This window comes from Virgibacillus siamensis, assembly GCF_039522605.1.
GTDB lineage: Bacteria > Bacillota > Bacilli > Bacillales > Amphibacillaceae > Lentibacillus > Lentibacillus siamensis.
This window is the reverse complement of record NZ_BAAADS010000001.1, coordinates 397,053-422,044: the sequence shown is the minus strand read 5'-3', so window position 1 is coordinate 422,044 and position 24,992 is coordinate 397,053. Positions and strand designations below refer to the sequence as shown.

Sequence of the window (24,992 nt, the reverse complement as noted above, 5' to 3'; positions counted from 1 at the left end):
ATTTTTTCGTGTTCTAATAAACATAGAAACAGGAATAAGACATAAACTAATAAAAGACCGAAGATACGGCAATATCTCCGGTCAGCAATTAATCGCTCCCCTTCAAGAGGGGTCAGCGCGAGTAAGAAACAGGCTTCATCCGTTTGCTAAAACTCAGGGAGGTCTATTTCTTATGGTCTATAATCGTTACAACGAGTGTTGCAAAAGCGATCATTAGAACCATTGTTTCAAAAATAGACAAGGCATCATCCCCTTCCGTTATAGCGTATCGCAAGACACTACAACCGACAGGAATGCGCCGACCTCCATTATGGAAAACACGATTTCGCATATTTCCGTTATCACTTGCCTGAACAGTTTAAAGAACTTTTTTAATTTTCCTTTAGCAAGCTATTTGACTAATAAACTTCAATCCTCAGCCTCATTAAAAAAATATTGTTCCGGGCCTTTCCCGTGTCGCTCGATAAGCTGGGGAGCAGCCGGCTCAGTATGTACGGATAATTGCTCATTAATAGTGGGAAGATGTTTTTTGGAAATATAGCCCATCGTTGGTGTTATGGGAAATTGATTCTGTTCCACATTAATACATAAATTCATTAAAATCAATTACTAACTGAATTGGAAAAGTTGTTCTTTGCTGGTTCTTTGTCCAATTACTATTCCCGATGTTCCTTTTTTTCCGCATTTTCGTGCTCCGGTCCCTGCAATAAATCATCAAAAGTAAGCTGTTCAGGGTTTGGGGTTTGACCATAAAAATTTACCATATCCGCATTTCCTCCTCAACTTTTATAACCACCATTTTCACAGATTCATTTGTTGATAATTATACTGGTTTAACAAGTGCCTGTCACACCCGAATTTTGTCGAATGCTTTGTAGTTACATATGCCGGGTTTGGTGTCTTTTGTTGATAAATTAATTTTTATAAATAGAAGGACATACACCCTCTTTTGTCGAATACAATGTAATGAAAGTTTTATAAATTGTGACTTTTGGTGTTTGGAGGATGGTGTATACACATATGTGAACTGCCAAATGTCATAGTCCATTAAATGGAGAGGGGTGTTTTGGATGGAGTTTGGTATTCTGTCACTGTTACCGCCGCTACTTGCGATTGTACTGGCAATCGTAACCCGTAACGTTATTCCTGCGTTATTTGCGGGTGTATGGCTAGGGGCAACGATGATGCATGGCTGGAACCCGTTTGCAGGGATTTATGCCAGCTTTAATGAGTTCATTATTCCGAGTCTCGGGGATCCTTGGGCGATGACAGTACTGGCGTATTGCGGAATTTTTGGGGTTTTGATTATGGCACTGCAAAAAACTGGCGGTGCGCATGCCATTGCCCATGCCATTTCTAAGAAAGTTAAGACTGACAGAGGTGCACAGGGTTCAACAATGCTGTTCGGTATCATTATTTTTTTCGAGGATTATTTTAATGCGCTGACAGTCGGAAGTGTCATGCGTTCAGTTACCGACAAAATGCGTGTGTCGCGTGAGAAACTTGCTTATGTTGTTGATTCGACCTCCGCACCAATGTGTTTGCTGGGTCCTGTATCGACATGGGTGGTTTTTGTAATGGGATTGATTGGGGTGGAGTTTTCCAAACTGGGAATTTCTGAGTCCGAGTATATAACCTATTTGTCGACGATCCCGTTTAATTATTATGCGATCCTGGCAATTCTGATGGTTGGTCTCATCGCATTCAAAAAGTGGGATTTCGGACCAATGGCTCAAGCTGAGTATCGGGCCAGAACAACTGGAAAGGTCATTAGGGATGGTGCACAGCCACCGTCTGATGATGCATTAGAGGAAGTGGAGGTCTCAGAGGGTTATACACCAAAAATGCGGAATATGGTTATACCGCTGGTGGTGCTCGTTGGGATGATTCCGCCGTTATTTTTATGGACTGGCGGTTATCCGGAAAATGACTTTATGACTGCGATCAGCGAATCCAAAGGCGGCATGTCCATTTTGATTGCAGCTTTCACAGCCACTATCGTTGCCCTTGCAATGGGAATGCAGCAGAAATTGTTCAGTTTTAAAGAGTCAATGGATATGATTGTAAAAGGATTCAAAAGTATGACGATAGTGTACATTATTTTGGCATTGGCATGGTCAATCGGAAGTATCACCGACAAGCTTGGTACTGCTTCCTTTGTTGTGGAAGGGCTGACAAATGCAAATGTCTCTCCGATATTTATTCCTGTTTTTATATTTTTGATTGGTGCGTTAATCGCGTTTACAACCGGAACATCTTACGGAACGTTTGCGATTCTTATGCCCATCGCCATACCGCTTGCCGCATCTATGGATATTTCGATGGCAATGATAATCGCAGCCGTATTCAGTGGCGGCATTTTCGGAGACCACTGTTCCCCGATTTCCGATACGACAATATTATCCTCAGCCGGTTCAGCCAGTGACCATATTGACCATGTGAACACACAAATACCATATGCCATCACTGCAGGTGTGAGCGGGCTGATCGCATTCGTTGTCGCCGGTCTGAGCGGATCCTGGTGGGCAGGTCTGATCACGGGTGCTGTCATCCTTGTATTACTTGCATTTCTTGGTAACAAGTTTTGGGGAAAGGCAATACCGGATGGGGCGAAGGAATCCAACACGAACCCGGAATCATCTGAAGCATCTTCCTAAAAGCTGCCTTTCTTACCCTATAAATCGTATTTGAAACTGACAAAGTGGTGTCTTCCGCATTCATTGCTGGAGGCGCCACTTTTTTGTGGGGGGATTCGATTGTAGAGAAAAGAGAAATAGTTGCAAAAAATCTGTTCACCAACTAATTGTTTGATTTGTTATAATATTGTTAGCGTTCTTAGAAGGGGATTGGGCAGCTATGATGAAAGTTTCCATGCAGACAAAGATACTGACGTTAATTATTTCACTTATTTTGTTTATTACATTGGCTTTCACTTGTATTATTGCATATATGGAAATGCAGCAGACGGAAAAGAATATGGGGCATCGTGCACTTCAAGTTGCGACGACAGTCTCGTTTATTCCCTCGGTAATTGAAGCGTTTGAAATGGAAGAGCCTTCGAAGGTCATTCAACCTATTGCCGAAACGATACGGAAAGAGGTTGGGGCTGAATTTATAGTAGTTGGCAATGCGAACGGTATCAGGTACTCACACCCGGAATCATACAAAATAGGCAGGCACATGGTTGGGGGAGATAATGGCCAGGCACTTATCCAGGGTGAATATTATACGTCAAAGGCTGTGGGGAGTCTTGGACCATCGTTACGTGGAAAAGCCCCCATTTTTAATGATGAGGGAAACATTATCGGGATTGTGTCGGTAGGTTTTATGATTGAAGATGTCAAGTCCGTTATTTGGGATAAGCTTGTCAAGGTAAGTGGATTTGCCGTCATTATTGTTCTTTTGGGAGTTGCGGGAGGGGTCTTGCTTTCCCGGAATATCCGGAAAGATATTTTAGGTTTGGAACCACATCAAATTGCTTCACTTTATCGTGAACGACAGGCGATTTTGCTATCGATTACTGAGGGCATCATTGCAATCGATAATGATGGAAGAATTACTATGATTAATCATTCTGCACAACGGATTCTTGGATTACCAGAGGAGTGTACAGGCAAAAAAATTGAAGCTGTTTTACCGAACACGGAGATGTACAACGTTTTAAATTCCGGAGTGAACGACACCAATAGAGAAATGATTTTTCGTAACCGCAATGTAATTGTGAACCGCACACCAGTTATTAAGGCTGACGAAGTAGTGGGCGTTGTTGCAACGTTCAGGGATAAAACAGAAGTAAATGAAATGCTGAATACACTTTCGGAAGTTAGAAGGTATTCCGAGGATTTGCGGGCGCAAACACATGAATTTACGAATAAATTGTATGTCTTATCAGGCTTGCTGCAGCTTGGTCATTATAATGAAGCTATTAAACTGATACACTCTGAGTCTGAAATCCACAGCAAACAGAATAAAGTTCTCATGGGACAAATAAAAGATCGGACGGTTCAGGCTGTTCTGCTTGGTAAAATGGGAAAAGCTTCGGAGAAAAAGGTTGACTTGGTAATTGACTCCAACAGTTCTCTTCAACCGATTCCTAGTCATATTGGGATGTCACAGCTTATTATGATCCTTGGGAATTTGATTGATAATGCAATAGAGGCGGTGGAAACCCAGGAACACAAGCAAGTTGTGTTTTTTGCGACGGATCTTGGTTCGGATATTGTATTTGATATTTCCGACAGTGGAACCGGTATAAAAAATGATGCTGTGGATGGAATATTCCGAAAAGGGTTTTCTAGCAAACAACTTTCCGGAAGAGGCTACGGATTATCCACGGTGAAAGAGACCGTTGCGGAACTTAAGGGCTACGTTGAGGTTCATAATCAGGAAAATGGGGGTGCGGTCTTTTCCGTATTCCTGCCGAAAGATATACAATGGGATGAAAATAAATATGCATGATTTTCAGGGGGGATACAATGATTTCTGTCGTTATTGCTGAAGATGATTTTCGTGTAGCAGGTATACACGAAAAGTTCCTGTCTGAGATTCCGGGAATAAATCTTGTCGGCAAAGCTTTGAACGGTAGTGATACGATACAATTAATCAGAGATAAAAAGGTTGATTTGGTATTATTGGATATTTATATGCCGGACATGCTTGGGACTGAATTGATTAGTGAGATGAGGATCATGAATCCAGGTTTGGATATTATCATGATCTCGGCTGCTACGGAAAAACAGATGGTGGAAGAATCCATTAAAAGCGGAATTTTTGATTATGTTATCAAACCTGTCGAAATGAAACGTTTTATCGCCACCATTGAACGTTATAAACGAACGAAGAAAACGTTTGATGACAAGCAGGAAATTGATCAGTCATTTTTGGATGCGTATTTTGGTCACACTGAACAAAATGATCAAACTGAAAAGACAACCCCAAAAGGAATCGATCCATTAACATTGAAAAATATCCGGGAAATTATGCATCAAACGAGTACCGGAATAACAGCAGAAGAAATGGGCAAAAAGATAGGTGCTTCCAGAACGACTGCAAGACGGTATCTGGAATATTTGATTTCAGTCGGGGAAGTGAAGGCAGAACTGGAATATGGAATTGTCGGACGTCCCGAGCGGAAATATATAATTGTTAAAAAGACATCTTAACAATACGTTAAGATGTCTTTTATGTTCGCAGTAAGAAAGTATAAAATCCTTTCTTACTGCATAAGTGCAACTAAGGCTGTCACCTAAAGGCTTTGTGACAACCAAGTTTTCTAATGAATCATTTTCAGATTGCGTAAACAAAATGAACAAAATATACATAAAATTGTTTTTATGCTTTATTTTGAAAACGGTTACAGGCGTATAATTCTGAATTATAGTAATACACAAGGTTGAAATAATACCTAATATTTAAACAAGGGGGATTTACATTGAAGAAATTATTATTAGCGACTGTACTTATCTTTGTCATGATTTTTGCAACAGCCTGCTCTGGAGGCAGTGACAAAGCTAGTGGATCCAGCGATGGGGCTGACAGTTGGGAGCCTGAAAAATCGATAGAAATTGTTGCTCCAGCCGGTGCTGGTGGTGGATGGGATACTACAGCACGTATGACAGCTAAAATGTTTGGTGAGACAGGCATTATCGAGCAGGACATTGGCGTGGTAAACAAGCCAGGTGGCGGTGGTGCAGTAGGCTGGTCATATGTAATGTCGAAAAACAATCCACACAATTTGTTCGTATCATCACCACCAATACTGCTCGTCCCGTTAAACGGTCAGTCACAGTATGGGCATGAGGATTTCACGCCGCTTTCCAATATGATTGCTGACTACGGTGCGTTTGCAGTAAAAGCGGATGCTAAATGGGATAATCTGAATGAACTGTTTGCGGACATGAGAAAGGATCCATCAAGCATTACGGTAGTTGGGGCATCAGCGCCAGGAAGCATGGACCATATTCAATTTGTAAAGATTGCCAAGGCTGCGGGCGTTGATATTACAAAAATTAAATACGTTTCCGACCAGGATGGCGGAGCTTTGACGTCGCTGTTAAATGGAAGTGTAGATGTATATTCAACTGGTATTGCCGAGACGGTGGAGCAGGTAAAAGCCGGAAAAATTAAAGTTCTTGGTATTACTGCTGAAGAGCGGCTTGACGGTGAAGTGTTGTCAACATTCCCGACAGCAAAGGAACAGGGAATCGACGCAACATTTGTTAACTGGCGCGGATTTTTTGGACCTCCGGATATGGATCCAGCCGCAGTAAAGTATTATGAAACGAAATTTAAAGAACTAAGCGAATCTGATGCTTTTGCCGAAGTAAGAAATAAATATGGATGGACTGAAATGTATATGGACAGTGAGGAATATAAAAAATTCCTTGACAAAGAAAAGAAAGAAATTAAAGGACTTTTGGATGAACTCGGACTCGCGAAATAAATGCAAGGAGGAGCCAATGTTCGCATTGGCTCTTTTAAATAAGGTGGTGTAAATGTGTTCAGTACAACAAATAAGAAAGTATCGTTCATTTTGATGCTAATTGCAGTATTTTATCTGATACTCAGTTTTAATCTTCCAGCGTATGCATATGTACCTGTGGATTCAGATATGGTGCCAATTGGACTCGGGTTTATACTTTTTGCGCTGGCAGTGGCTCTTTTCTTTACGAAGGATCAGGAACCAAATGAGGCTGATAAAATACCTAAAAAAGAACTGCCGGTTGTACTCGGGGTAGTTGCATTTATTATTCTGTACATCTTTCTTTTGGAAATTATCGGATTTATTGTTATGACGGTTCTGTTTTTGTTTCTTTGTTCGCTGTTTCTGGGATACAGGAAACACATTGTCAATGGGATTGTATCGTTAACAATGCCAATCCTCATCTATTTACTATTCGATTCGTTTCTTCAAGTACAATTGCCTACGGGGATATTGCCGTTTTAATTAAGGGAGGTTAACACAACATGGATGTATTTCAAGGACTGGCCCAAGGATTTGAGGTTGCGCTGAGTTTCGAAGGGATTATGTTTGTATTAATTGGGGTTACAGTTGGCACAATTATCGGAATGATTCCAGGGCTTGGGCCAATCACCGCGATTGCAGTTATGATTCCAATTACATACGGGATGAACCCTGCAATTGCTCTGCTATTAATGGCAGGGGTGTATTATGGTGCGGCCTATGGCGGGGCAGCTTCGTCAATATTACTTAACGCACCAGGGGTTTCTGAAGCTGTAGCTACAACATTTGATGGCTATCCAATGGCAAAGCGAGGAGAGGCTGGAAAGGCGCTTGCTATAGCAGCTATTGGCTCATTTGTTGGTGGGACTATCAGTATACTGTTTTTGACATTTTTTGCTCCGTTATTATCTAAGGTTGCGGTGTCATTTGGACCACCAGAATACTTTGCACTAATGCTCCTGGGGATAACAGCCATTTCCAGTTTGGCAGATGGATCTACAATTAAAGCACTCATTTCCGGGGTAATTGGTTTAATGATTGCTACCATCGGAATTGATTCACAGACCGGGACGATGCGCTTTACATTTGGAAACCCTCATTTATTGGAAGGGATTGACTTTTTGGTTATAGCTTTGGGATTGTTCGCCTTAGCAGAAGTCACAACACTTGTGTTAGGCAGAAAACAAAAAATGGACGATATGCACAATGTAGGGAGCTTGAAGCTTTCCAAGAAAGAATATAAGGAATTAGCACCAACGATGGGACGGCAATCGGTTCTAGGGTTTTTGGTCGGTGTTTTGCCAGGAGCAGGTGGAACAATCTCCTCATTTTTGGGGTACATTACGGAGAAAAAAGTTTCCAAAAAGCCGGAGCAGTTTGGTAAAGGTTCTATTCGAGGTGTAGCTGCACCTGAAACAGCGAACAACGCTGCGAACAACGGTGCATTTGTGCCGTTGTTGAGTCTTGGTATTCCTGGTTCAGGAACTACTGCGGTAATGCTTGGTGCATTAATCGTACTTGGTATTCAGCCTGGACCGCTATTGATGACGGATCACCCGGATGTTTTTTGGGGTGTGATTGCAAGTATGTATCTAGGAAATATCTTTCTGCTAGTATTGAATCTTCCATTGATACCATACCTTTCAAGAATATTGCTTGTTCCAAGACCGTTGTTGATCTCACTAGTCATTGTGTTTTGTATCATAGGTGTCTATGCAATCAGTTTCAGCACATTTGACTTATACCTGCTTTTAGCCTTTGGAATTATTGGATATGTCATGCGTCTAGTTCGTTTCCCTGCAGCCCCATTATTGCTGGCTTTTATATTAGGAGGCATGATGGAACAGGCATTCAGACAGTCGTTGACAATTTCAAATGGGAATTTTTCAATTTTTGTAACAAGCCCTATTGCAGCATGTATGCTGGCATTGGCGCTTCTGTCGTTTGTTGTTCCGCTCATCCAAAATAATAGAGCTAAAAAATAAAAATGAGCTTATTATCGGGTTTTATGATAAATAAGGTGATGAAATGAAATGGAAGATCTTATTTTTTATAGCGATAACAGTGCTGTTTATAAAGACCAGGGATACGGTTTTTGCCGATTTCTCCATTGAACAGCAGCTTACACTGGGGCTTCTGGTTGTTGCTGTTTATTTATGGGTGGCATCACCTTTGCCATCCGGTGCAACCAGCATATTGTTAATAGCTTTGATGATGCTTCTCGGTCTTGCTGATGGAGTGGAAGAAGCGGTAGTCGGATTCTTGTCCCCTGCGTTATATTTTATTATCATGCTATCTTTTATCAGTCATGCGCTGGTTAAAGTCGGTATTGATCGTGTGATTGCCGGGACTTTGGTAAAGGTCAGCAGGAGCGGTCCCAAGTCCATCGTATATGGACTCCCGGCATTTATTGCTGTACTTCCGATTATTTTGCCTTCAGCTGTTGCCCGGTTTAAAATATTTTTACCGTTGTTGACCAGATTGAATCATTATTTTGGGTTTGGCGAAAAAAGCTTATTCAAAAAGTTCAGTATGTATGTTATTGGCATGATGAATCAAAATGCAACCATGATTATTTTTACGGGGGGAGGCTTTCCGGTACTTGCTTCCCAGCTGTTCAGCGATTATGGAATTGCAGAGGTTGGCTGGCTGGAGTGGTTTGGACGGATTGCTCCTCCGCTTTGGATTGGATTGTTTCTTGTTACCATTTTCGTATGGCAATTTTTAAAATATACGACGAACGATAGTGAATGGGAGAATCATCGTGACAACATGCCAGTGGACAAAAATGAGCGCGTATCCATGCCACCGGCGTTTTGGGTTGCAGTTATTGGATTTCTGCTGATGATTAGTGCGTGGATTATAACAGACCGTGATCAGGTACCGCTCGTTCTTCCTCCAATGCTGTTGGTGGTACTGTATGCGTTGCCCAAAATGGGATTAATTGATAATAAAGTTATCCGTGGGTATGACTGGGAAAACTTTTTATTGCTGGGAGCTTCCTTTTCTCTTGGAATGTTGATGAGCAGAAACGGTACTGCAGAGATTCTTGCCAAACAATTGCTTGAACTTGTACCACAGGATGGAAGTATCCTGATTAAAGTCATCCTTATTGCGTTGTTTGTGTTTATTCTAAGGTTTATGTTTGTTGTTCCATCATCAGCGGTTATCGTTATTTTCCCAATTGTTATTTCATACGCGGAGTTGATTGGGATTGCTCCGGTAAATCTTTCATTTCTTGTCGTTATGATAATTGGCGGGATGATGGTTTTGCCGATTCATTCGCCGACAACATTCTATGCCTACGAAACAGGTGTCTTTTCAAAAACAGAGCAATATGTAATCGGGATATTTTCCAGTTTCATAATGATGCTGACAGCGATTTTTGCTGCACTATATTATTGGTAAAAGGGGAATGCTTCATGGAAGGTAAAAAAGATGAAATGATAAAGGTTGACCCGCTTTTGGAGGAGATTGCAGACTATGCGTTAAATAAGGAGTTAACGAGTGTTGAAGCACTGGAAACAGCAAAATATGTGTTGATGGATTCGCTGGGGTGCGGATTTTTAGCATTGCGTTACCCAGAATGTGTGAAACATCTCGGGCCAATCGTGTCTGGTACCATTGTTCCCAATGGAAGCAGGGTTCCGGGAACAGATTATGAATTGGATCCAGTACAGGCGTCTTTTAATATTGGTACGATTATTCGATGGCTGGATTATAATGACACGTGGCTGGCGGCTGAGTGGGGACATCCATCTGATAATCTTGGCGGGATTTTGGCAGTAGCTGATTACATAAGCCGGAAAAATATTTCTGAAGGAAAGGCACCTTTAACAGTGAACGATGTATTACTGGCATCTGTTAAGGCACATGAAATTCAAGGAGTACTGGCATTGGAAAATAGCCTGAACAGGAATGGGCTTGACCATGTTCTTTTTGTTAAAGTAGCGACAACTGCTGTTGTAACGGCTATGTTTGAAGGTTCAAAAGAAGAAGTGATAAATGCGGTATCGAATGCATGGGTTGACAACTCCAGTTTGCGGACATACCGTCATTTTCCAAATACGGGGTCACGTAAATCATGGGCGGCAGGTGACGCAGCCAGTCGTGGTGTTCGTTTATCCCTAATGGCAGTTAATGGTGAGATGGGATATAAAACAGCGTTATCTGCTCCAGGATGGGGTTTTCAGGATGTATTATTCGGCGGGAATGAATTAACGATTGGGCGACCATTTGGATCGTATGTTATGGAGAATATATTATTTAAGATTTCATATCCGGCCGAATTCCATGCCCAAACGGCTGCAGAGTGTGCTGTTGAACTGTATCCGCAAGTTTCCGGTCGAATTAGTGAGATAGATAAAGTAACGATAACAACCCATGAGTCGGCAATCAGAATCATTGATAAAACAGGCCCGCTTCACAATCCTGCTGACAGGGATCACTGTATTCAGTACATTACAGCAATCGGATTGTTGTATGGCAACATTACTGCTGATCATTACGAAGATGCTGCTGCAAGTGATGTGCGAATTGATGAGCTGCGTGAAAAAATGGTTGTCGTGGAAAATGAACAATATAGCAAGGATTACCTTAATCCAGACAAACGTTCGATTGCTAATGCAGTACAGGTTCATTTTAAAGATGGAAGCAAGACTGAAAATATTGCTCGTGAATACCCACTTGGACATCGTTTTCGTCGGGATGAAGCTATTCCAAAATTGCTGAAAAAATTCGATGAAAATGTGGAAACCCATTTTGCTGCAAAACAGGCTAAAGAAATTTATAATTTATTTTCGGACACAGAAAGACTGAAAGATATGCCGGTAAATGACTTTATTGGCAGTATGATTTACTAACAATGAGAGGTGAAACGAATGAGCTGGTTAACAGATGAGCAATCGACACAGGAGAAACTGGCAGCCAGGTTCAAAGAATTGATTTCTGCTAAAGAGATGCTTAAATTGCCTGGTGCTCACGATGGAATGGCAGGTCTCGTAGCCAAGCAGACCGGTTTTCAAGCACTATACCTTTCAGGAGCTGCTTTTACTGCAAGTAAGGGATTGCCTGACCTTGGCATGGTAACATCTGAGGAAACAGCAGATCGCGCTAAGGAAATAATCCGGGCTGCTGATTTGCCGGTTCTTGTGGATATTGATACAGGCTATGGCGGTGTTTTGAATGTGGCGCGTACAGCGCGGGAAATGTATGAAGCCCGGGTTGCAGCCGTACAGATAGAAGATCAGGATTTACCGAAGAAGTGTGGACATTTAAATGGAAAAAAACTTGTAACAACTGAAGAGATGGTACAAAAAATCAGAATATTGAAGGAAGCGGCACCATCATTGATGGTTGTCGCCAGGACGGACGCTAATGCCGTGGAAGGATTGGATGCGGCAATTGAGCGTGCCAACGCATATATACAAGCTGGTGCTGATGCTATTTTTCCGGAAGCGTTGACAGATAACACGGAATTTGAACGGTTTAAAATGGCTGTCAATGCACCGCTGCTAGCTAATATGACTGAATTTGGAAAGACACCGTATTATACAGCGGATGAGTTTGCGGATTTTGGGTACAGTATGGTTATTTATCCAGTTACTTCCCTCCGTGTGGCCGCAAAAGCGTATGAACGAATCTTCAATGAAATCATGGAAAAAGGTACACAGAAAGATAAACTGGATGACATGCAGACCCGGAAAGAATTATATGAAACAATCCGGTATTATGATTATGAGGCACTTGATAATAAAATCGCCAGGACAAAGCTTGAATAAGGTTTGTTGGGTTTCTTGGATTATGTAAGATTGCATGCGTGAAAGAACTGCGATCTTCATTTGGGCGTTGTCGCAGTAGACGTATAAAAAAGCCGCCAGTTCACTGAACTGGCGGCTTTTTGGCTAGTTTAATAAATGACATGTCTGTATTGATTCTCGCACAGCTAGTTCTGTTTTTTGTTATTCCCACTTTGTCTGGTCATTCGGCTCTTCGTTCAATCGTGACTTATCATCCGCTTTTTCAACAGTATTGTGTTCTTCCTGAATCCGTTCCAACGTGCGGTCTCTCGAATCTTCCATTTCGCCGCCTGGTTTTAACAGCTTGCTGATGCTGCTGCCTGAAGTTGCCGTTTCCTGATTGCTGTGTTTTTGGTGGGTTTCCTCGGCATCCACCGTACGCTTTGTATAAGGGACAGCTTTAAGTCGTTCATATGGAATTTCCTTTCCAGTGTCCACACATATTCCGTACGTTCCTTCATCAATGCGTTCAAGTGCTTCGTTCACCTCAGTCAGACGCTCTTCCTGTAAATTACCTTCAGCAATCTGCTGCTGACGGTCAACAAACTCGCTTGCGGAATCAGCGAGGTGGTTATCAGCCACGTTCAACTCATCCGGATTGTTGTCAATTGACTCTTCGACAGTTTCTTGTGCTTCCAGATTTCGTTTCATATTTAAAAGATTCGTTTTCAGCTCATTTAACTGCTTGTCAGACAGTGTCACAGAATCAACTCCTTCAGTTTGCTTTTCCTTCTATTGAAGAAGTTTAAACTTGCGCACTGCTCACGATTTCAATAATTGTATTTGTGGATGAGACAATTCACTCGTCAAAATATTGCTGCAAACCGTCGGCTATACTATTGGCCACTTTTTTCCTATATGTGTCTGACTGGATTTTTTCAACTTCTTTCGGATTTGTGATGAATCCAAGTTCAATTAATACTGCTGTATCATTGTTTTCCCGAAGAACATGGTAATCCGCTTGTTTTGCGCCGCGGTTACTCAGATTAATTGTGTCCATTAAGGAATGTTGAATGGACCTGGCCAATTCTTTGCTGTTATCGCCTGACTTATAATACGTACTGATTCCTCCGACAGAAGGGTTCTGAAATGCATTGTAATGCAGACTGATAAATGCATCGGTTTCATGGGCAGCGCTTTTTTGTACACGTTTTTTCAATGATATATACGTGTCGTCCTTCCGCGTAATCGTGATGGTTGCACCTTTGTCTTGGAGCTTTTTAGCAACTTTCTCTGCTGCTGCCAGTGTAAGTTTTTTCTCTTTGATATGGCTGACGCCGATTGCACCGGGATCCTTTCCGCCGTGTCCGGGATCAATGACGATGTGCTTTCCGGATAATGGGTCGTTGGCATCGATCGACAAGGCGGTTGTCAGTACTTGTTCAGGTTTAAATAGCTGCGTTGAATGTTGCTTGCTTTTTTCTTTCTTTGTTGTTTTTTTCGGTTCGGGTATAGAATCGTCAGATGATTCCTTCTGGCTGGTATCGTTTTTCACCGGAGTCAGATATTGTGATGCCACCCACGCTTCCTGCCCATTATAATAGGTTTGCACCCAATCAAATTTTTCCTGAAAAATCGTTATTTTATCGCCTCTGACAAGTTGACCCATTACTTCCGCATTCTGAGCCGGTGTGTTTTTCACTTCAAGTACTTCCGTTTGAACTAAATATGTCTGTCCGCTGTCAGCATGTGTGACAGGGATGAAAATAAACAGTGTCAATAAACTTCCTATTACGATGGTAATCAATTGTTTCCTTATCATAAAACTCCACTCCCGTAACTTTATAGATTGCTATTTTACAAGAGTGTCCAGAAAAAGAAGGAAGTATACATTGTGACAAATGCCTGTCACCACCGAATTTTGTCGAATGATATCAAGTGTTTTTTTTGCTGACTGATCATTTCTATGAATATCAAAAAATAGGAATTTATATACTTGCTTGTTGGTGAAATATGTGTTTCAATGAATAGATAATTTGATAATTTGAAGAAGGTTTGATAGTAATGATGAATAAAATGATGAATCAGAATAAATCAATATCAAAAATGGGATTCTTCTTCATCGCAGTAGCTCTGCTTTGGTTGAAGTCTTATTTGACATACGTTTTTGAGTTTAACCTTGATATACAGAATTTCGTGCAGCAATTTCTGCTGTTTTTTAATCCGCTCAGCTCTGCGTTGATTTTTTTGGGAATCGCGTTATTTGCAAAGGGAAAACGTGCGGGGATTTGGATTATTGTCATTGATTTCCTGATGAGTTTCCTGCTATATGCAAATGTTGTGTATTATCGGTCGGCAACGGATTATATTACATTGCCAACTCTTACACAGACGGATAACTTCGGAAGTCTTGGCGGAAGTATTCTTAATCTGGTTGCCTGGCATGATTTGTTCTATGCAGTGGATATTATTGTATTGATTGCCCTGTATGTACGGAACAGAAATAGCTGGTCGGACAGCCGTATGAAATTACGAAAACCTGCACTTGTGCTTGCAGCTGGTGTAATGGCGTTCGCTGTTAACCTTGGTCTTGCCGAGGCAGATCGTCCGGAGCTGTTAACCAGAACGTTCGACCGTAACTATATTGTGAAGTATTTGGGATCGTACAATTTTGCAATCTATGATGCGGTTCAGACGATAGAGTCGTCCAGACAACGTGTGCTGGCGGACAGCAGTGATATTACGGTAGTGGAAAACTATACCGCCAACAAATATGCAGCACCGAATAAAGAACTTTTTGGGGCGGCTAAAGGCAAAAATATTATTAAAATACACCTTGAGTCGTTTCAGTCGTTTTTAATAGATTACAAGCTTCATGGTGAGGAAGTGACACCATTTTTAAACTCACTGGTGCACAATGAAAGCAAGAATTTCACGTATTTTGATAACTTCTTTCATCAAGTTGCACAAGGAAAAACTGCTGATGCGGAATTAATCATGGATACGTCACTTTATCCATTGCCACAAGGAGCGGCATTTGTGACTAAGGGAAACAACACGTATCAGGCACTGCCGGCGATTCTGGGGCAAAAACAGGATTACACATCCGCGGTTTTCCACGGCGACAACAAGAGTTTTTGGAATCGGGATGAAGTTTATAAACAATTTGGGGTCGATAAGTTTTTCCATTCCAAATATTATGATATGAATGAGGGAAACACTGTTAACTATGGCTTAAAAGATAAGCCCTTCTTCAAGCAATCCATTCCAATGCTGAAGTCGCTGGAAAAACCGTTTTACGCACACATGATGACGTTAACGCATCATCATCCATATTTGATCAGTGATAAAGAGGCGTCCATCAAGCCGGCGAATACTGGTGATCCATCAGTGGACCGCTATTTCCAGACGGCACGATATCTGGATGAGTCACTGAAACAATTTTTCAAGGATCTGAAGGAAGCAGGATTGTATAAGGATTCGGTTATTATGATTTACGGTGACCACTACGGTATTTCGGAAAACCATAAAAAAGCAATGAAGCAAATTACCGGAGAAAAGATTACCGACTTTAAGCATACGCAATTGCAACGTGTTCCGTTTATGATTAAAGTTCCTGGTGTTGACGGCAAAGGGACTGTTCATGAATATACAAGTCAGATGGATGTTATGCCGACAATGCTGCATTTGATGGGAATAAAGGCCAATAATTATATTATGTTTGGTACCGACATGTTTTCAAAGCAGCATAAGGAATATGTGGTGTTCCGGGATGGTGATTTTGTCACTCCCAAATATACCATGGCTGATGGCAATTTTTATGATAATGATACAGGTAAGCCTATTAAAGAGCCGACAAAGAATATGAAGGAAATGGCCAAAAAAGTACGCCATGAACTGGAGTTGTCTGACAACGTACTTTACGGCGACCTTTTACGGTTTTATGAACCAAGTAAATCTTGGAAGCCTGTAGACGCATCGGAGTTTTCGTATATTAAGAAAGCAGAGAAACAAAAATAAAGTACACCAAAAAAGCAGACTCGTTTGGGTCTGTTTTTTTGTGTGTGAATACTACCCCGCTGGAAAATTTTAAATAAATTTTCCAATTTATAATTTGTTTATCGTATAATAGTACTATTAAAATACAGGGGTGACCAGATGAAGAAAATAGTAATCGTGGCATTTGTTGTGACAATACTTTGGATATTACTTATGACGTTTAATCCGTTGTATGTAATTTCCGGATCCATGTTAACCGGGGCGCTGGTGCTCCAACATAAATTTCCTGAAATGAAAGGAGCGCTTGGAGAATGGCAAGTAAGACGTTTATTGCAAAAGCTTGATACAGAAAAATATACACTATACGATGATTTGTATCTGACGAGAGATGATGGCCGTACAGTCCAGATTGACCATGTAGTTACGTCAGCATTTGGGGTCTTTGTTATTGAAACCAAGCATTATAATGGATGGATTTTTGGAAAAGAAACGCAGCAAAATTGGACCCAGGTTATATATAAACGAAAGGAGAAACTGTATAACCCGATTTGGCAAAATTATGGCCATATCCAAACGTTAAAAAGCAGTTTGAATAAGGAAGACATGAAATCTGTTTTTTCAATAATTGCATTCTCTGATCAGTCTACTCTTAAAATTGAAGATAATTTTAAGAACGCCAGAGTGATTCAATTTCGGCAATTAATTGACGTGATTAAAGCGTCGCATGTGCGCGTAATAAATGAGGCTGAATTAACGGAGATTAATCGGACGATGGGTAGCTTGGTCATAACGGATAAAAAAGCGAAAAAGAAAATAAAGAAGCAGCATGTACAATCAATTAAAAGGGAACGGAAACAGACGGGACGGACCACTAAAAAGAAATTGAGGCAAAATATATGCCCGAAATGCGGTGGAGAGCTATCGGTCAAGAATGGAAAGTACGGCGCCTTTTACGGTTGCAGTAATTTTCCAAAATGCAGATTTACGGGTAAAGTCTCATAAAAATGACTGGTGGGAGGTGCGGATTCGTAAAGTTTTTTAATAGATGACAGGCTTAAAGATCAATAAAAAATTGCAGGTGCAAAATGCTGAATAAAGCTTTAAAAGTGCCGGATTCTTTTTATTTTCGCCGGAATAAGTCTATTTTTTTCCGAATAAAAACAAAATCTGCCGGATTAATTCGCATTTTTCCGAATCCTTATGCCACCGTCAGAAGTTCAGTAACCTCATCAATCTTTATCCTACACAAATATAAAAATTGGCCGGTGCCTGTTGCCGGCCAATTTTGCTGATTATTTATCAACACCGAATGTGAATGTTGTTCTGGACATATATTCCTTTTCAGGTGTGAGCAGAATCGGCGGGAAGTTGTCATGTGATAATGCGGCGGGGTGTTTTTGCGTTTCGAGACACACGCCCATATATCTTCCTGATGTGCCACTTTTCAGTTTCAGATTATCGTCGAGGTTATTGGATGTATACATAACTATTCCGGGTTCATCCGTTGTTACTGTCAGTGTACGACCGCTCCCCGGTTCACGCACCTCCACATCTGCCTTTCCACTCTTATCAAAAAGAAAATAATGATCATATCCGTTGCCGACAATTTTATTTTGTGGGTGATTCGTAATCAGGCCATCTTTCAGGTTGTGTCCGTTTGTAAAATCAAACGGGGTGCCTGCTGCATCAAGGATGTTTCCTGTCGGTATGAAGCTGCTGTCCAGTTCCGCATAACGCTTACTTGCCATGGTGATATGGTGGTTTTCGATGGTACGCTTTCCGTTCCCGCTCAAATTGAAATAGGAATGATTGGTCAGTGCGAGCGGGGTAATTTTGTCTGTATTGGCATGATAAGTAATGGTAAAGCGGTTCCGGTTGTCCAGTTCATAGGTAACATCAACACTCAGTGTACCGGGATACCCTCCTTCATTATCAGGACTTTGATGTGAAAGCGTAACTCCCACACTGTGGTTTGTCCTGAATGGAGCCGCATCCCACAATACGCTGTGAAAACCATTCGGGCCGCCATGCAGGTGGTTAGCCCCTTCGTTTGCCGTTAATTGATACACTTGATTGTGAACGGGTAATGCAGCATCCTGGATTCTTCCAGCTACACGGCCAATAATGGCGCCGAAAAATACTGGATTTGCTGCATAATCCCGGTAGTCATCAAACCCGAGAATGACATTTTCCACATTCCCGTTACGATCAGGGGCGCTGATTTCCGTGATGATTCCTCCATAATTAAGGAAACTCACGCTGGTTTGACTATCATTTGTCAATGTGAATTCCCGCCATGTTGTTTTAATCTCTGTTATGTGTTGCTCGGTTATGTTCATTCGATCATTCCTTTTCGTTCAGGGTTTTAATGAAATTTTTAAATGCTGTTTCGCCGGTGTTGGTACGTTTGAAAACACCAGCATGTTCCAATACCTGCACAAATTTTTTGCCCAGTTCCGTTTCGATGATTGATTCTGTTGCACGTTCCTCGGTCTGGATGCCATATGCTCCTCGCATTTGTTCTGCCCATTGCTTGTGGGGGGCAGCGACGTCAGTTTTTCTACCAAGCAGAAAATGTTTGACTTCATCGAGTTCATTTTTTAACCGGGCCGGCAAAACCGCCAGTCCCATTACTTCGATCAATCCGATGTTTTCCTTCTTAATATGATGGACATCAGCATGCGGGTGGAAGATGCCCAGCGGATACTCCGCCGTTGTCAGGTTATTTCTTAGGACAAGATCAAGTTCATAAAATCCATCACGCATGCGGGCGATTGGTGTAACGGTGTTATGTGGTGTGTTGCCGGTAAACGCTTCAATATCCACTGAGGAATCTGAGTATCCTTTCCAGCTGTTTAAAATGTGTTCGGCTGCATCCAGCAGCTGCCCCTTCTTATTGCATTTCAAACGAATGACAGAAAGCGGCCAGTTCAGGACAGACGCTGATACTTCCTGCCATTGGTCAAGCTGAAACGGAAATGCTTCCTGTGCATCGGTCATCGCAAACCGGTAACGCCCGCCCTGATAGTGATCATGCGACAGGATGGATCCGCCTACAACCGGCAAGTCTGCATTGGATCCCATAAAATAGTGCGGGAACTTGTCGATAAACGCCAGCAGCTGCTCAAATGTTTGCCGCTCAATCCGCATGTTGCGGTGTTCTTCTGCAAATAAAATGCTGTGTTCGTTGTAATAAACGTATGGAGAGTATTGCAGAAACCAGTTTTCTCCGGATAAAGGAACCCTGATGACACGGTGGTTGGCTCTGGGCGGATGCCCGGTTCTTCCTGCATATCCCTCATTTTCAATGCAAAGTGCACATTTCGGGTAATTGATTTCGTGCTTATTTTCCCGTTCCCGTCGGATTTGTTCGGGATCCTTTTCTGGTTTTGATAAATTAATTGTAATGTCCATCTTGCCGTAGTCGGTATCTGTTTTGAAATGCATATTTTTTTCGATCCGTTTTGTCTGAATGTAGTTGCTGTTTTTGCTCAGCTGATAAAAATAATCCGTTGCCGTTTGTGGTGAGGTGTCATATTTTTGCCAAAAAACATGATTGACGGCTGAAGGCAGCGGCATCAGACAATTCATCATATCAGCGGAAAGCCTTTCTTTTTCATCCAAAACATCCCCGATAACCTGATTGCTCACGGCGTAATCAACTATTTGGTCAAGCAGATCCGGAATCGTTCCATTAGTATATGGCCCGGTGTTTTCGGGAAAAGAATCCAGCTGCAATTTGTGCATGATTTGATTTCGTACGTATATGCGGTCTATTTTTTCGATTAACCTGATCGTGATTGCGCGATCAATCAGTCCTTCAATATGTTCATAAATCATATGATTACTCCTCTGTCATTTTTGCACCGTCACTGATTGTTGCGGTGTAGAATGTCGCTTTATAACCAATCGCCTGCTGATATGCCTCATTGACATTGTTTTTAAAACGATCTATTTTATCGTTTTCCACAATTGCGATGGCACATCCACCAAATCCGGCACCGGTCATGCGTGCACCGACAACACCGTCCTGGCGCCAGGCCGCTTCCACAATTGCGTCCAGTTCCCGTCCAGTTACTTCATAATCATCTCTCAGGGACCGGTGGGAGGCATTCATTAATTCGCCGAACCGGTATAAATTGCCTTGCCGCAACTCGCGCATTGCGTCCAATGTACGCATGTTTTCCGTGACAGCATGTCTTGCACGTTTTCGGTGCGTTGGGTTTTCAATTAGATTCTGATACTCACCCAACATGTTTTCGGACAACTCCCCGAAACTATCGATAGGAAGTTCTGTCTGTAAATCAGCCAGTGCCTGTTCACACTCCTGCCTGCGCTCGTTGTACTTTGACCCGGCGAGCGTGCGCTGTTTGTTCGTGTTAATGATGATAATGGAGTGGTTCTTCAGGTTAATTGGCGCATAATCATAAGCAAGTGTTTGACAGTTTAGCAGGATGGCATTGTCTTTTTTGCTCATTCCGATGGCAAACTGATCCATTATACCGCTGTTAACCCCAAGATATTTATTTTCCACCTGTTGGCCGAGTTTCACCATCTTCATCCGGTTAATCTGAAGGTCAAAGATTTTTTCCAAAAAAACCCCGGTAACCATTTCAATCGAAGCGGATGAAGAGAGACCGGCACCGTTTGGGATGTCCCCGTAGAAAAGAATATCGGCCCCATACGAAATCGGATAGCCTGCATTCATGACAGATTGTATCATTCCTTTGGGGTAATTAGCCCAATCATGCCGCTCGTTATAGCTTAAATCGCTAAGGTCACATTCAATGATACCTGCTTCCGGAAAGTTCATGGAATAAAAACGAAACAGGGTGTCATCCCGTTTTGTTCCAACAGCATATGTACCGAATGATATTGCTGCAGGAAATACGTGTCCTCCATTGTAATCAGTGTGTTCGCCAATCAGATTAATTCTGCCGGGAGCGAAAAATGCAGGTGGTTGTTCGGAGCGGTTAAATATTTTCTGAAAGGCTTGATTTAGTTTTTCCATACGTTGGGAATCCCCCTTATAGATTATTTTAAACGCTTACAATTTAGTTAAAGTCTACTACAACATGAGGTAAAATACAATAAAATATTACTGATATTTTAGTAAAAATAATTGTGGCAGCGTTGCCCGGAATTTGCGCTTATTATAAAAGGGAAAAGCTTATTCTTTACATAAATGTTATGAAAGCGTATACTGATTCATGAATTTATACATTGGAGGTTATGACATATGGGTGGTAAAAATATAGGTAAAAAAATGATATTTTTCCTTGGCGCTCTGGGTGGACTGCTGTACGGATATGATATGGGAGTCATTTCGGGTGCACTGTTGTTTATTAAAGATGATATACCGTTGACAAGTTTTACAGAAGGATTGGTTGTCAGTTCGATGCTGATTGGGGCAATATTTGGATCCGGTTTCAGTGGACCATTATCGGATAAATTCGGACGACGCAGGCTGGTGTTTATGATATCCGTTGTGTTTATTATTGGTGCGTTGACACTCGCGCTGGCACCGAATATGGTTATGCTGGTAATCGGGCGGTTGATTATCGGACTTGCTGTTGGCGGATCGACTGCAATTGTTCCAGTTTACTTATCGGAAATGGCGCCGACAGCATCACGCGGTTCATTAAGCTCATTGAACCAACTGATGATTACAATCGGGATTCTGTCATCTTATCTGGTAAACTATGCGTTTGCCGATATGGAAGCATGGCGCTGGATGGTCGGACTCGCCGTTGTACCGTCACTTATTTTAATGATTGGTGTTCTGTTTATGCCGGAAAGTCCAAGATGGTTGCTTGAACATCGAAGCGAACAGGCCGCACGAAGCGTGATGAAGCTAACACGTAAGGAATCTGAAATTGATAAAGAAATTGATGAAATGAATGAGATTAACCGCGTTTCGGAAAGTACATGGAACGTGCTGAAGTCGTCCTGGCTGCGTCCAACACTGATTATTGGTTGTGCGTTTGCGTTATTCCAGCAGATAATCGGGATTAATGCGATTATTTACTATGCACCGACGATTTTCAGTGAAGCCGGACTTGGAGATGTGACATCGATTCTTGGTACAGTCGGAATCGGTACAGTTAACGTGATTATGACGATAGTAGCGATTATGATTATTGATAAGATTGATCGGAAAAAGCTGCTTGTGTCTGGTAATATTGGCATGGTTGCATCGTTATTGGTTATGGCAGGTTTGATTTGGACGATTGGACTTGACTCATCTGCCGGGGCTTGGATTATTGTTGCATGTCTAACCTTGTTCATTATTTTCTTTGCTATTACCTGGGGACCGGTTCTTTGGGTTATGCTTCCGGAATTGTTCCCAATGCGCGCCCGTGGTGCTGCAACAGGCATTTCTGCGTTAGCCCTGTCGATCGGAAGCCTGCTCGTTGCACAACTTTTCCCGTTACTGACGGAAGTAATGGGCATTGAACAAGTTTTCCTGATTTTTGCAGCGATTGGAATTGGGGCGATGATTTTCGTTATCAAATATTTGCCGGAAACCCGCGGCCGCAGTCTTGAAGAAATTGAAGCGGATCTCAGGAAACGGACTTCAGCCGCCAAAACAGGTAACATGTAGAGTGTCTGTGATTACAGAAATGGAGAGGAAGAAATGGCTACAATAAAAGATATTGCGCAAAAAGCGAATGTATCAATAGCTACTGTTTCACGTGTGCTCAACAGCGATCCGAGCATTTCTGTGGGTGCAGACACACGACAGCACATCATGGATGCTGCCCGGCAACTCGGATATACCAAACATCTTGATAAAAAGAATAAACGTCTGCGGATTGCAATTGTTCATTGGTATACGGAAAAAGAAGAGCTGAATGACATGTATTATTATTCCATCAGACTTGGTGTCGAGAAAAAGCTGGACAGGAAGGGTTATGCGTATATCCGTTTATTTCAAAATACTGATAAGAATCCGGATGTTGACGGCATCATCGCAATCGGGAAATTTTCTGTCCGGCAGAAAAAACAGCTGGAAAAATGGAGCTCAGCCATTTGTTTTGTGGATGATGTCCATGCCGGACCATCAGCTGACTCGGTGGTTGTGGATTTTCACCAGGCAACAGCGGATATTCTGAATCGATTTCTGGACCGCGGACATGCGAAAATTGGCATGCTTGCCGGTGAGGAAACAGTTTTTGGATCGACAGAAGTGCTGGATGATCCGCGGTACAGAAGCTACTGCAGTATTTTGCAGGAAAAGGACTGCTTTAATGAGGCGCACAATTTTAAAGGGACGTTTACGGTAGAATCCGGATATGAAATGATGAAAGAAGCTGTTCTTACTTTGGGTGAAGGCCTTCCCGGAGCCTTCTTTTGTGCAAATGACTCAATCGCTATCGGTGCGATGCGCGCCTTAAACGACCTGGATGTAAAAGTTCCTGAGCGCGTAAGCATTGTCGGATTTAACGATTCCAGTGTGGCAAAATATGTCTCCCCATCATTGAGTACTGTTAAAGTATACACGGAGCTGATGGGTGAGACATCAGTATCCCTGCTGGAGGAACGGATTCTTGACGGACGTACCGTAGCCAAAAAAGTTGTGCTTGCCACAGAGCTGATTGAGCGGGAGAGCGGTTGAGTCAATTTCTGTTGCTGTGAGATGGGCTTTTTGGAAAAGGTTCTTAACCGGTTAAAAATCGCAAGACAGATTCGAAGCCGTGTAAAAAATGGCGCTTCCCGATGGTGAAGCGCCATTTTTTTCGCACGTTTCGGCCGGAGTTCGCACGTTTCGGCCGGAGTTCGCACGTTTCGGCCGGAGTTCGCACGTTTCGGCCGGAGTTCGCACGTTTCGGCCGGAGTTCGCACGTTTCGGCCGGAGTTCGCACGTTTCGGCCGGAGTTCGCACGTTTCAGGCGGAGACTTCTAGCTTCCCGTAATCGTCACTAAACTCAATTGACTTTGATTTAAAAAGCGCACTGGAATTCTGCTGGTTCCTAAGCCGCTGTCAATATAGAGATACTGCCCGGGACCGAATTCGAATACGCCTTTATCCAGCTTGGGAAACAGTCCTTGATCCGGTGCTACAAGTGCTCCGATAAGTGGTGCACGTACCTGACCGCCATGGGTGTGCCCGCTTAAAATCAGGTCAGCTGGTATAGTGGAATACATATTAACGATGTTCGGGGCATGGGAAAGCAGGATTGTATAGTTGTTCGGATTGATACCGCTGAATGCTTCGTCCATGTCTTCATGTTCCTTGGAGGGGTCGTCAATGCCAATTAAATTAAGTGTTGCATTTTCGATTGTAATTTGTGTGTTCCGGTTATTCAGAATGGTCACACGCCGGTCGTGCAAGCCATTCAGCAGTTCTGCTTTGCGGCTGTTTGCCCAATCGTGGTTGCCCGATACGAAATAGACATGTTTATGATTGGCTGTTAATCGCTCCACAAGAGAAAAAACTCTTCCAAGCGTTTTTGTATCATCATCCAAAAAATCACCTGTCAGGACTATAATGTCGGGACTGGCTATTTTTGCAAAGCTAACTAACTGCTCATTATTAAAGCCAAAAACCTTATTATGCAAGTCGGTCATCTGCAATAGTGTGAAGCCTGATTCGGATGGTATCTTATTCGTCTTAAAAGTGACATGATTAAGTTTAAACTGATTCGTTTCAAAACGAATCCGCCGCAAAATCGCGTAAATAGATGTAAGTAATGTGAAGGCAGTCAGTAGTTTTTTCATGTATGGCACCACCTGGGGAAATAAGATTTTTATGGATTTAAGTGTAGCATAGCGTGATGGGTCTGTCATTG

At 42.2% G+C, this 24,992-nt stretch carries 20 protein-coding genes; 13 read left to right on the top strand and 7 right to left on the bottom strand.

Annotation, left to right across the window (positions count from 1 at the left end):
• Positions 1 to 163: 163 nt before the first annotated feature.
• Positions 164 to 331 carry a putative holin-like toxin gene (locus tag ABD010_RS18285; RefSeq protein WP_390350884.1) on the bottom strand — a complete coding sequence of 56 codons (168 nt, stop codon included), beginning with the start codon at positions 329 to 331 and terminating at the stop codon, positions 164 to 166.
• Between the two features lie 739 nt (positions 332 to 1,070).
• Here ABD010_RS18285 and ABD010_RS02075 point away from each other — a divergent pair.
• From ABD010_RS02075 to prpB, 9 genes are all read left to right on the top strand, one after another.
• Positions 1,071 to 2,657 carry a Na+/H+ antiporter NhaC family protein gene (locus ABD010_RS02075; protein ID WP_343809835.1) on the top strand — a complete coding sequence of 529 codons (1,587 nt, stop codon included), beginning with the start codon at positions 1,071 to 1,073 and terminating at the stop codon, positions 2,655 to 2,657.
• A gap of 199 nt (positions 2,658 to 2,856) precedes the next feature.
• Positions 2,857 to 4,458 (top strand): ATP-binding protein, encoded by a 1,602-nt coding sequence (locus ABD010_RS02070; protein ID WP_343809834.1) that lies wholly within the window; start codon positions 2,857 to 2,859, stop codon positions 4,456 to 4,458.
• Positions 4,459 to 4,475: 17 nt separating this feature from the next.
• Positions 4,476 to 5,162 (top strand): response regulator, encoded by a 687-nt coding sequence (locus ABD010_RS02065; RefSeq protein ID WP_343809833.1) that lies wholly within the window; start codon positions 4,476 to 4,478, stop codon positions 5,160 to 5,162.
• A 269-nt stretch (positions 5,163 to 5,431) separates the two neighbouring features.
• On the top strand, positions 5,432 to 6,442 hold the full coding sequence (locus ABD010_RS02060; RefSeq protein WP_343809831.1) for a tripartite tricarboxylate transporter substrate binding protein: 1,011 nt from the start codon (positions 5,432 to 5,434) through the stop codon (positions 6,440 to 6,442).
• Positions 6,443 to 6,496: 54 nt separating this feature from the next.
• The gene (locus ABD010_RS02055; RefSeq protein WP_343809829.1) at positions 6,497 to 6,946 is read left to right on the top strand and encodes a tripartite tricarboxylate transporter TctB family protein; all 450 of its coding nucleotides are present in this window, start codon (positions 6,497 to 6,499) and stop codon (positions 6,944 to 6,946) included.
• 20 nt (positions 6,947 to 6,966) lie between these two features.
• A complete protein-coding gene (locus tag ABD010_RS02050; RefSeq protein ID WP_343809827.1) occupies positions 6,967 to 8,448 on the top strand; it encodes a tripartite tricarboxylate transporter permease in 1,482 nt (493 codons plus the stop codon).
• 43 nt (positions 8,449 to 8,491) lie between these two features.
• Entirely contained in the window at positions 8,492 to 9,871 is a 1,380-nt protein-coding gene (locus ABD010_RS02045; protein WP_343809825.1) for an SLC13 family permease, read from the top strand.
• A 14-nt stretch (positions 9,872 to 9,885) separates the two neighbouring features.
• A complete protein-coding gene (locus tag ABD010_RS02040; protein WP_343809823.1) occupies positions 9,886 to 11,325 on the top strand; it encodes a bifunctional 2-methylcitrate dehydratase/aconitate hydratase in 1,440 nt (479 codons plus the stop codon).
• Positions 11,326 to 11,343: 18 nt separating this feature from the next.
• Positions 11,344 to 12,243: a methylisocitrate lyase gene (gene prpB / locus ABD010_RS02035; protein ID WP_343809821.1), complete on the top strand. Its 900-nt coding sequence runs from the start codon at positions 11,344 to 11,346 to the stop codon at positions 12,241 to 12,243.
• A 180-nt stretch (positions 12,244 to 12,423) separates the two neighbouring features.
• On the opposite strand, the gene ABD010_RS02030 is transcribed toward prpB, so the two are convergent.
• Both ABD010_RS02030 and ABD010_RS02025 read right to left on the bottom strand, forming a co-directional pair.
• A complete protein-coding gene (locus ABD010_RS02030) occupies positions 12,424 to 12,963 on the bottom strand; it encodes a TraR/DksA family transcriptional regulator (protein ID WP_343809819.1) in 540 nt (179 codons plus the stop codon).
• 97 nt (positions 12,964 to 13,060) lie between these two features.
• Entirely contained in the window at positions 13,061 to 14,023 is a 963-nt protein-coding gene (locus tag ABD010_RS02025) for an N-acetylmuramoyl-L-alanine amidase family protein (protein WP_343809817.1), read from the bottom strand.
• 242 nt (positions 14,024 to 14,265) lie between these two features.
• On the opposite strand from ABD010_RS02025, the gene ltaS reads away from it, so the two are divergent.
• Both ltaS and ABD010_RS02015 read left to right on the top strand, forming a co-directional pair.
• On the top strand, positions 14,266 to 16,221 hold the full coding sequence (ltaS, locus tag ABD010_RS02020; RefSeq protein ID WP_390350883.1) for a lipoteichoic acid synthase: 1,956 nt from the start codon (positions 14,266 to 14,268) through the stop codon (positions 16,219 to 16,221).
• 138 nt (positions 16,222 to 16,359) lie between these two features.
• Positions 16,360 to 17,202 carry an NERD domain-containing protein gene (locus ABD010_RS02015; protein ID WP_343809815.1) on the top strand — a complete coding sequence of 281 codons (843 nt, stop codon included), beginning with the start codon at positions 16,360 to 16,362 and terminating at the stop codon, positions 17,200 to 17,202.
• A gap of 290 nt (positions 17,203 to 17,492) precedes the next feature.
• On the opposite strand, the gene ABD010_RS02010 is transcribed toward ABD010_RS02015, so the two are convergent.
• Genes ABD010_RS02010 through ABD010_RS02000 form a run of 3 tightly spaced genes read right to left on the bottom strand, consistent with a single transcriptional unit; the run spans position 17,493 to position 21,211 of the window.
• Positions 17,493 to 18,539, bottom strand: a complete 1,047-nt coding sequence (locus ABD010_RS02010) for an aldose epimerase family protein (RefSeq protein ID WP_343809813.1) — start codon at positions 18,537 to 18,539, stop codon at positions 17,493 to 17,495.
• A 4-nt stretch (positions 18,540 to 18,543) separates the two neighbouring features.
• Positions 18,544 to 20,040: a UDP-glucose--hexose-1-phosphate uridylyltransferase gene (gene galT / locus ABD010_RS02005; protein ID WP_343809811.1), complete on the bottom strand. Its 1,497-nt coding sequence runs from the start codon at positions 20,038 to 20,040 to the stop codon at positions 18,544 to 18,546.
• 4 nt (positions 20,041 to 20,044) lie between these two features.
• The gene (locus tag ABD010_RS02000; RefSeq protein WP_343809809.1) at positions 20,045 to 21,211 is read right to left on the bottom strand and encodes a galactokinase; all 1,167 of its coding nucleotides are present in this window, start codon (positions 21,209 to 21,211) and stop codon (positions 20,045 to 20,047) included.
• A gap of 228 nt (positions 21,212 to 21,439) precedes the next feature.
• On the opposite strand from ABD010_RS02000, the gene glcP reads away from it, so the two are divergent.
• Together glcP and ABD010_RS01990 are read left to right on the top strand one after the other, a co-directional pair.
• A complete protein-coding gene (glcP, locus tag ABD010_RS01995) occupies positions 21,440 to 22,804 on the top strand; it encodes a glucose transporter GlcP (RefSeq protein ID WP_343809807.1) in 1,365 nt (454 codons plus the stop codon).
• A 33-nt stretch (positions 22,805 to 22,837) separates the two neighbouring features.
• Positions 22,838 to 23,818, top strand: coding sequence for a LacI family DNA-binding transcriptional regulator (locus ABD010_RS01990; RefSeq protein WP_343809805.1), 981 nt, complete (start codon positions 22,838 to 22,840; stop codon positions 23,816 to 23,818).
• A 284-nt stretch (positions 23,819 to 24,102) separates the two neighbouring features.
• Here ABD010_RS01990 and ABD010_RS01985 read toward each other — a convergent pair whose 3' ends face one another.
• On the bottom strand, positions 24,103 to 24,921 hold the full coding sequence (locus tag ABD010_RS01985; protein ID WP_343809803.1) for a metallophosphoesterase: 819 nt from the start codon (positions 24,919 to 24,921) through the stop codon (positions 24,103 to 24,105).
• Positions 24,922 to 24,992: the final 71 nt, after the last annotated feature.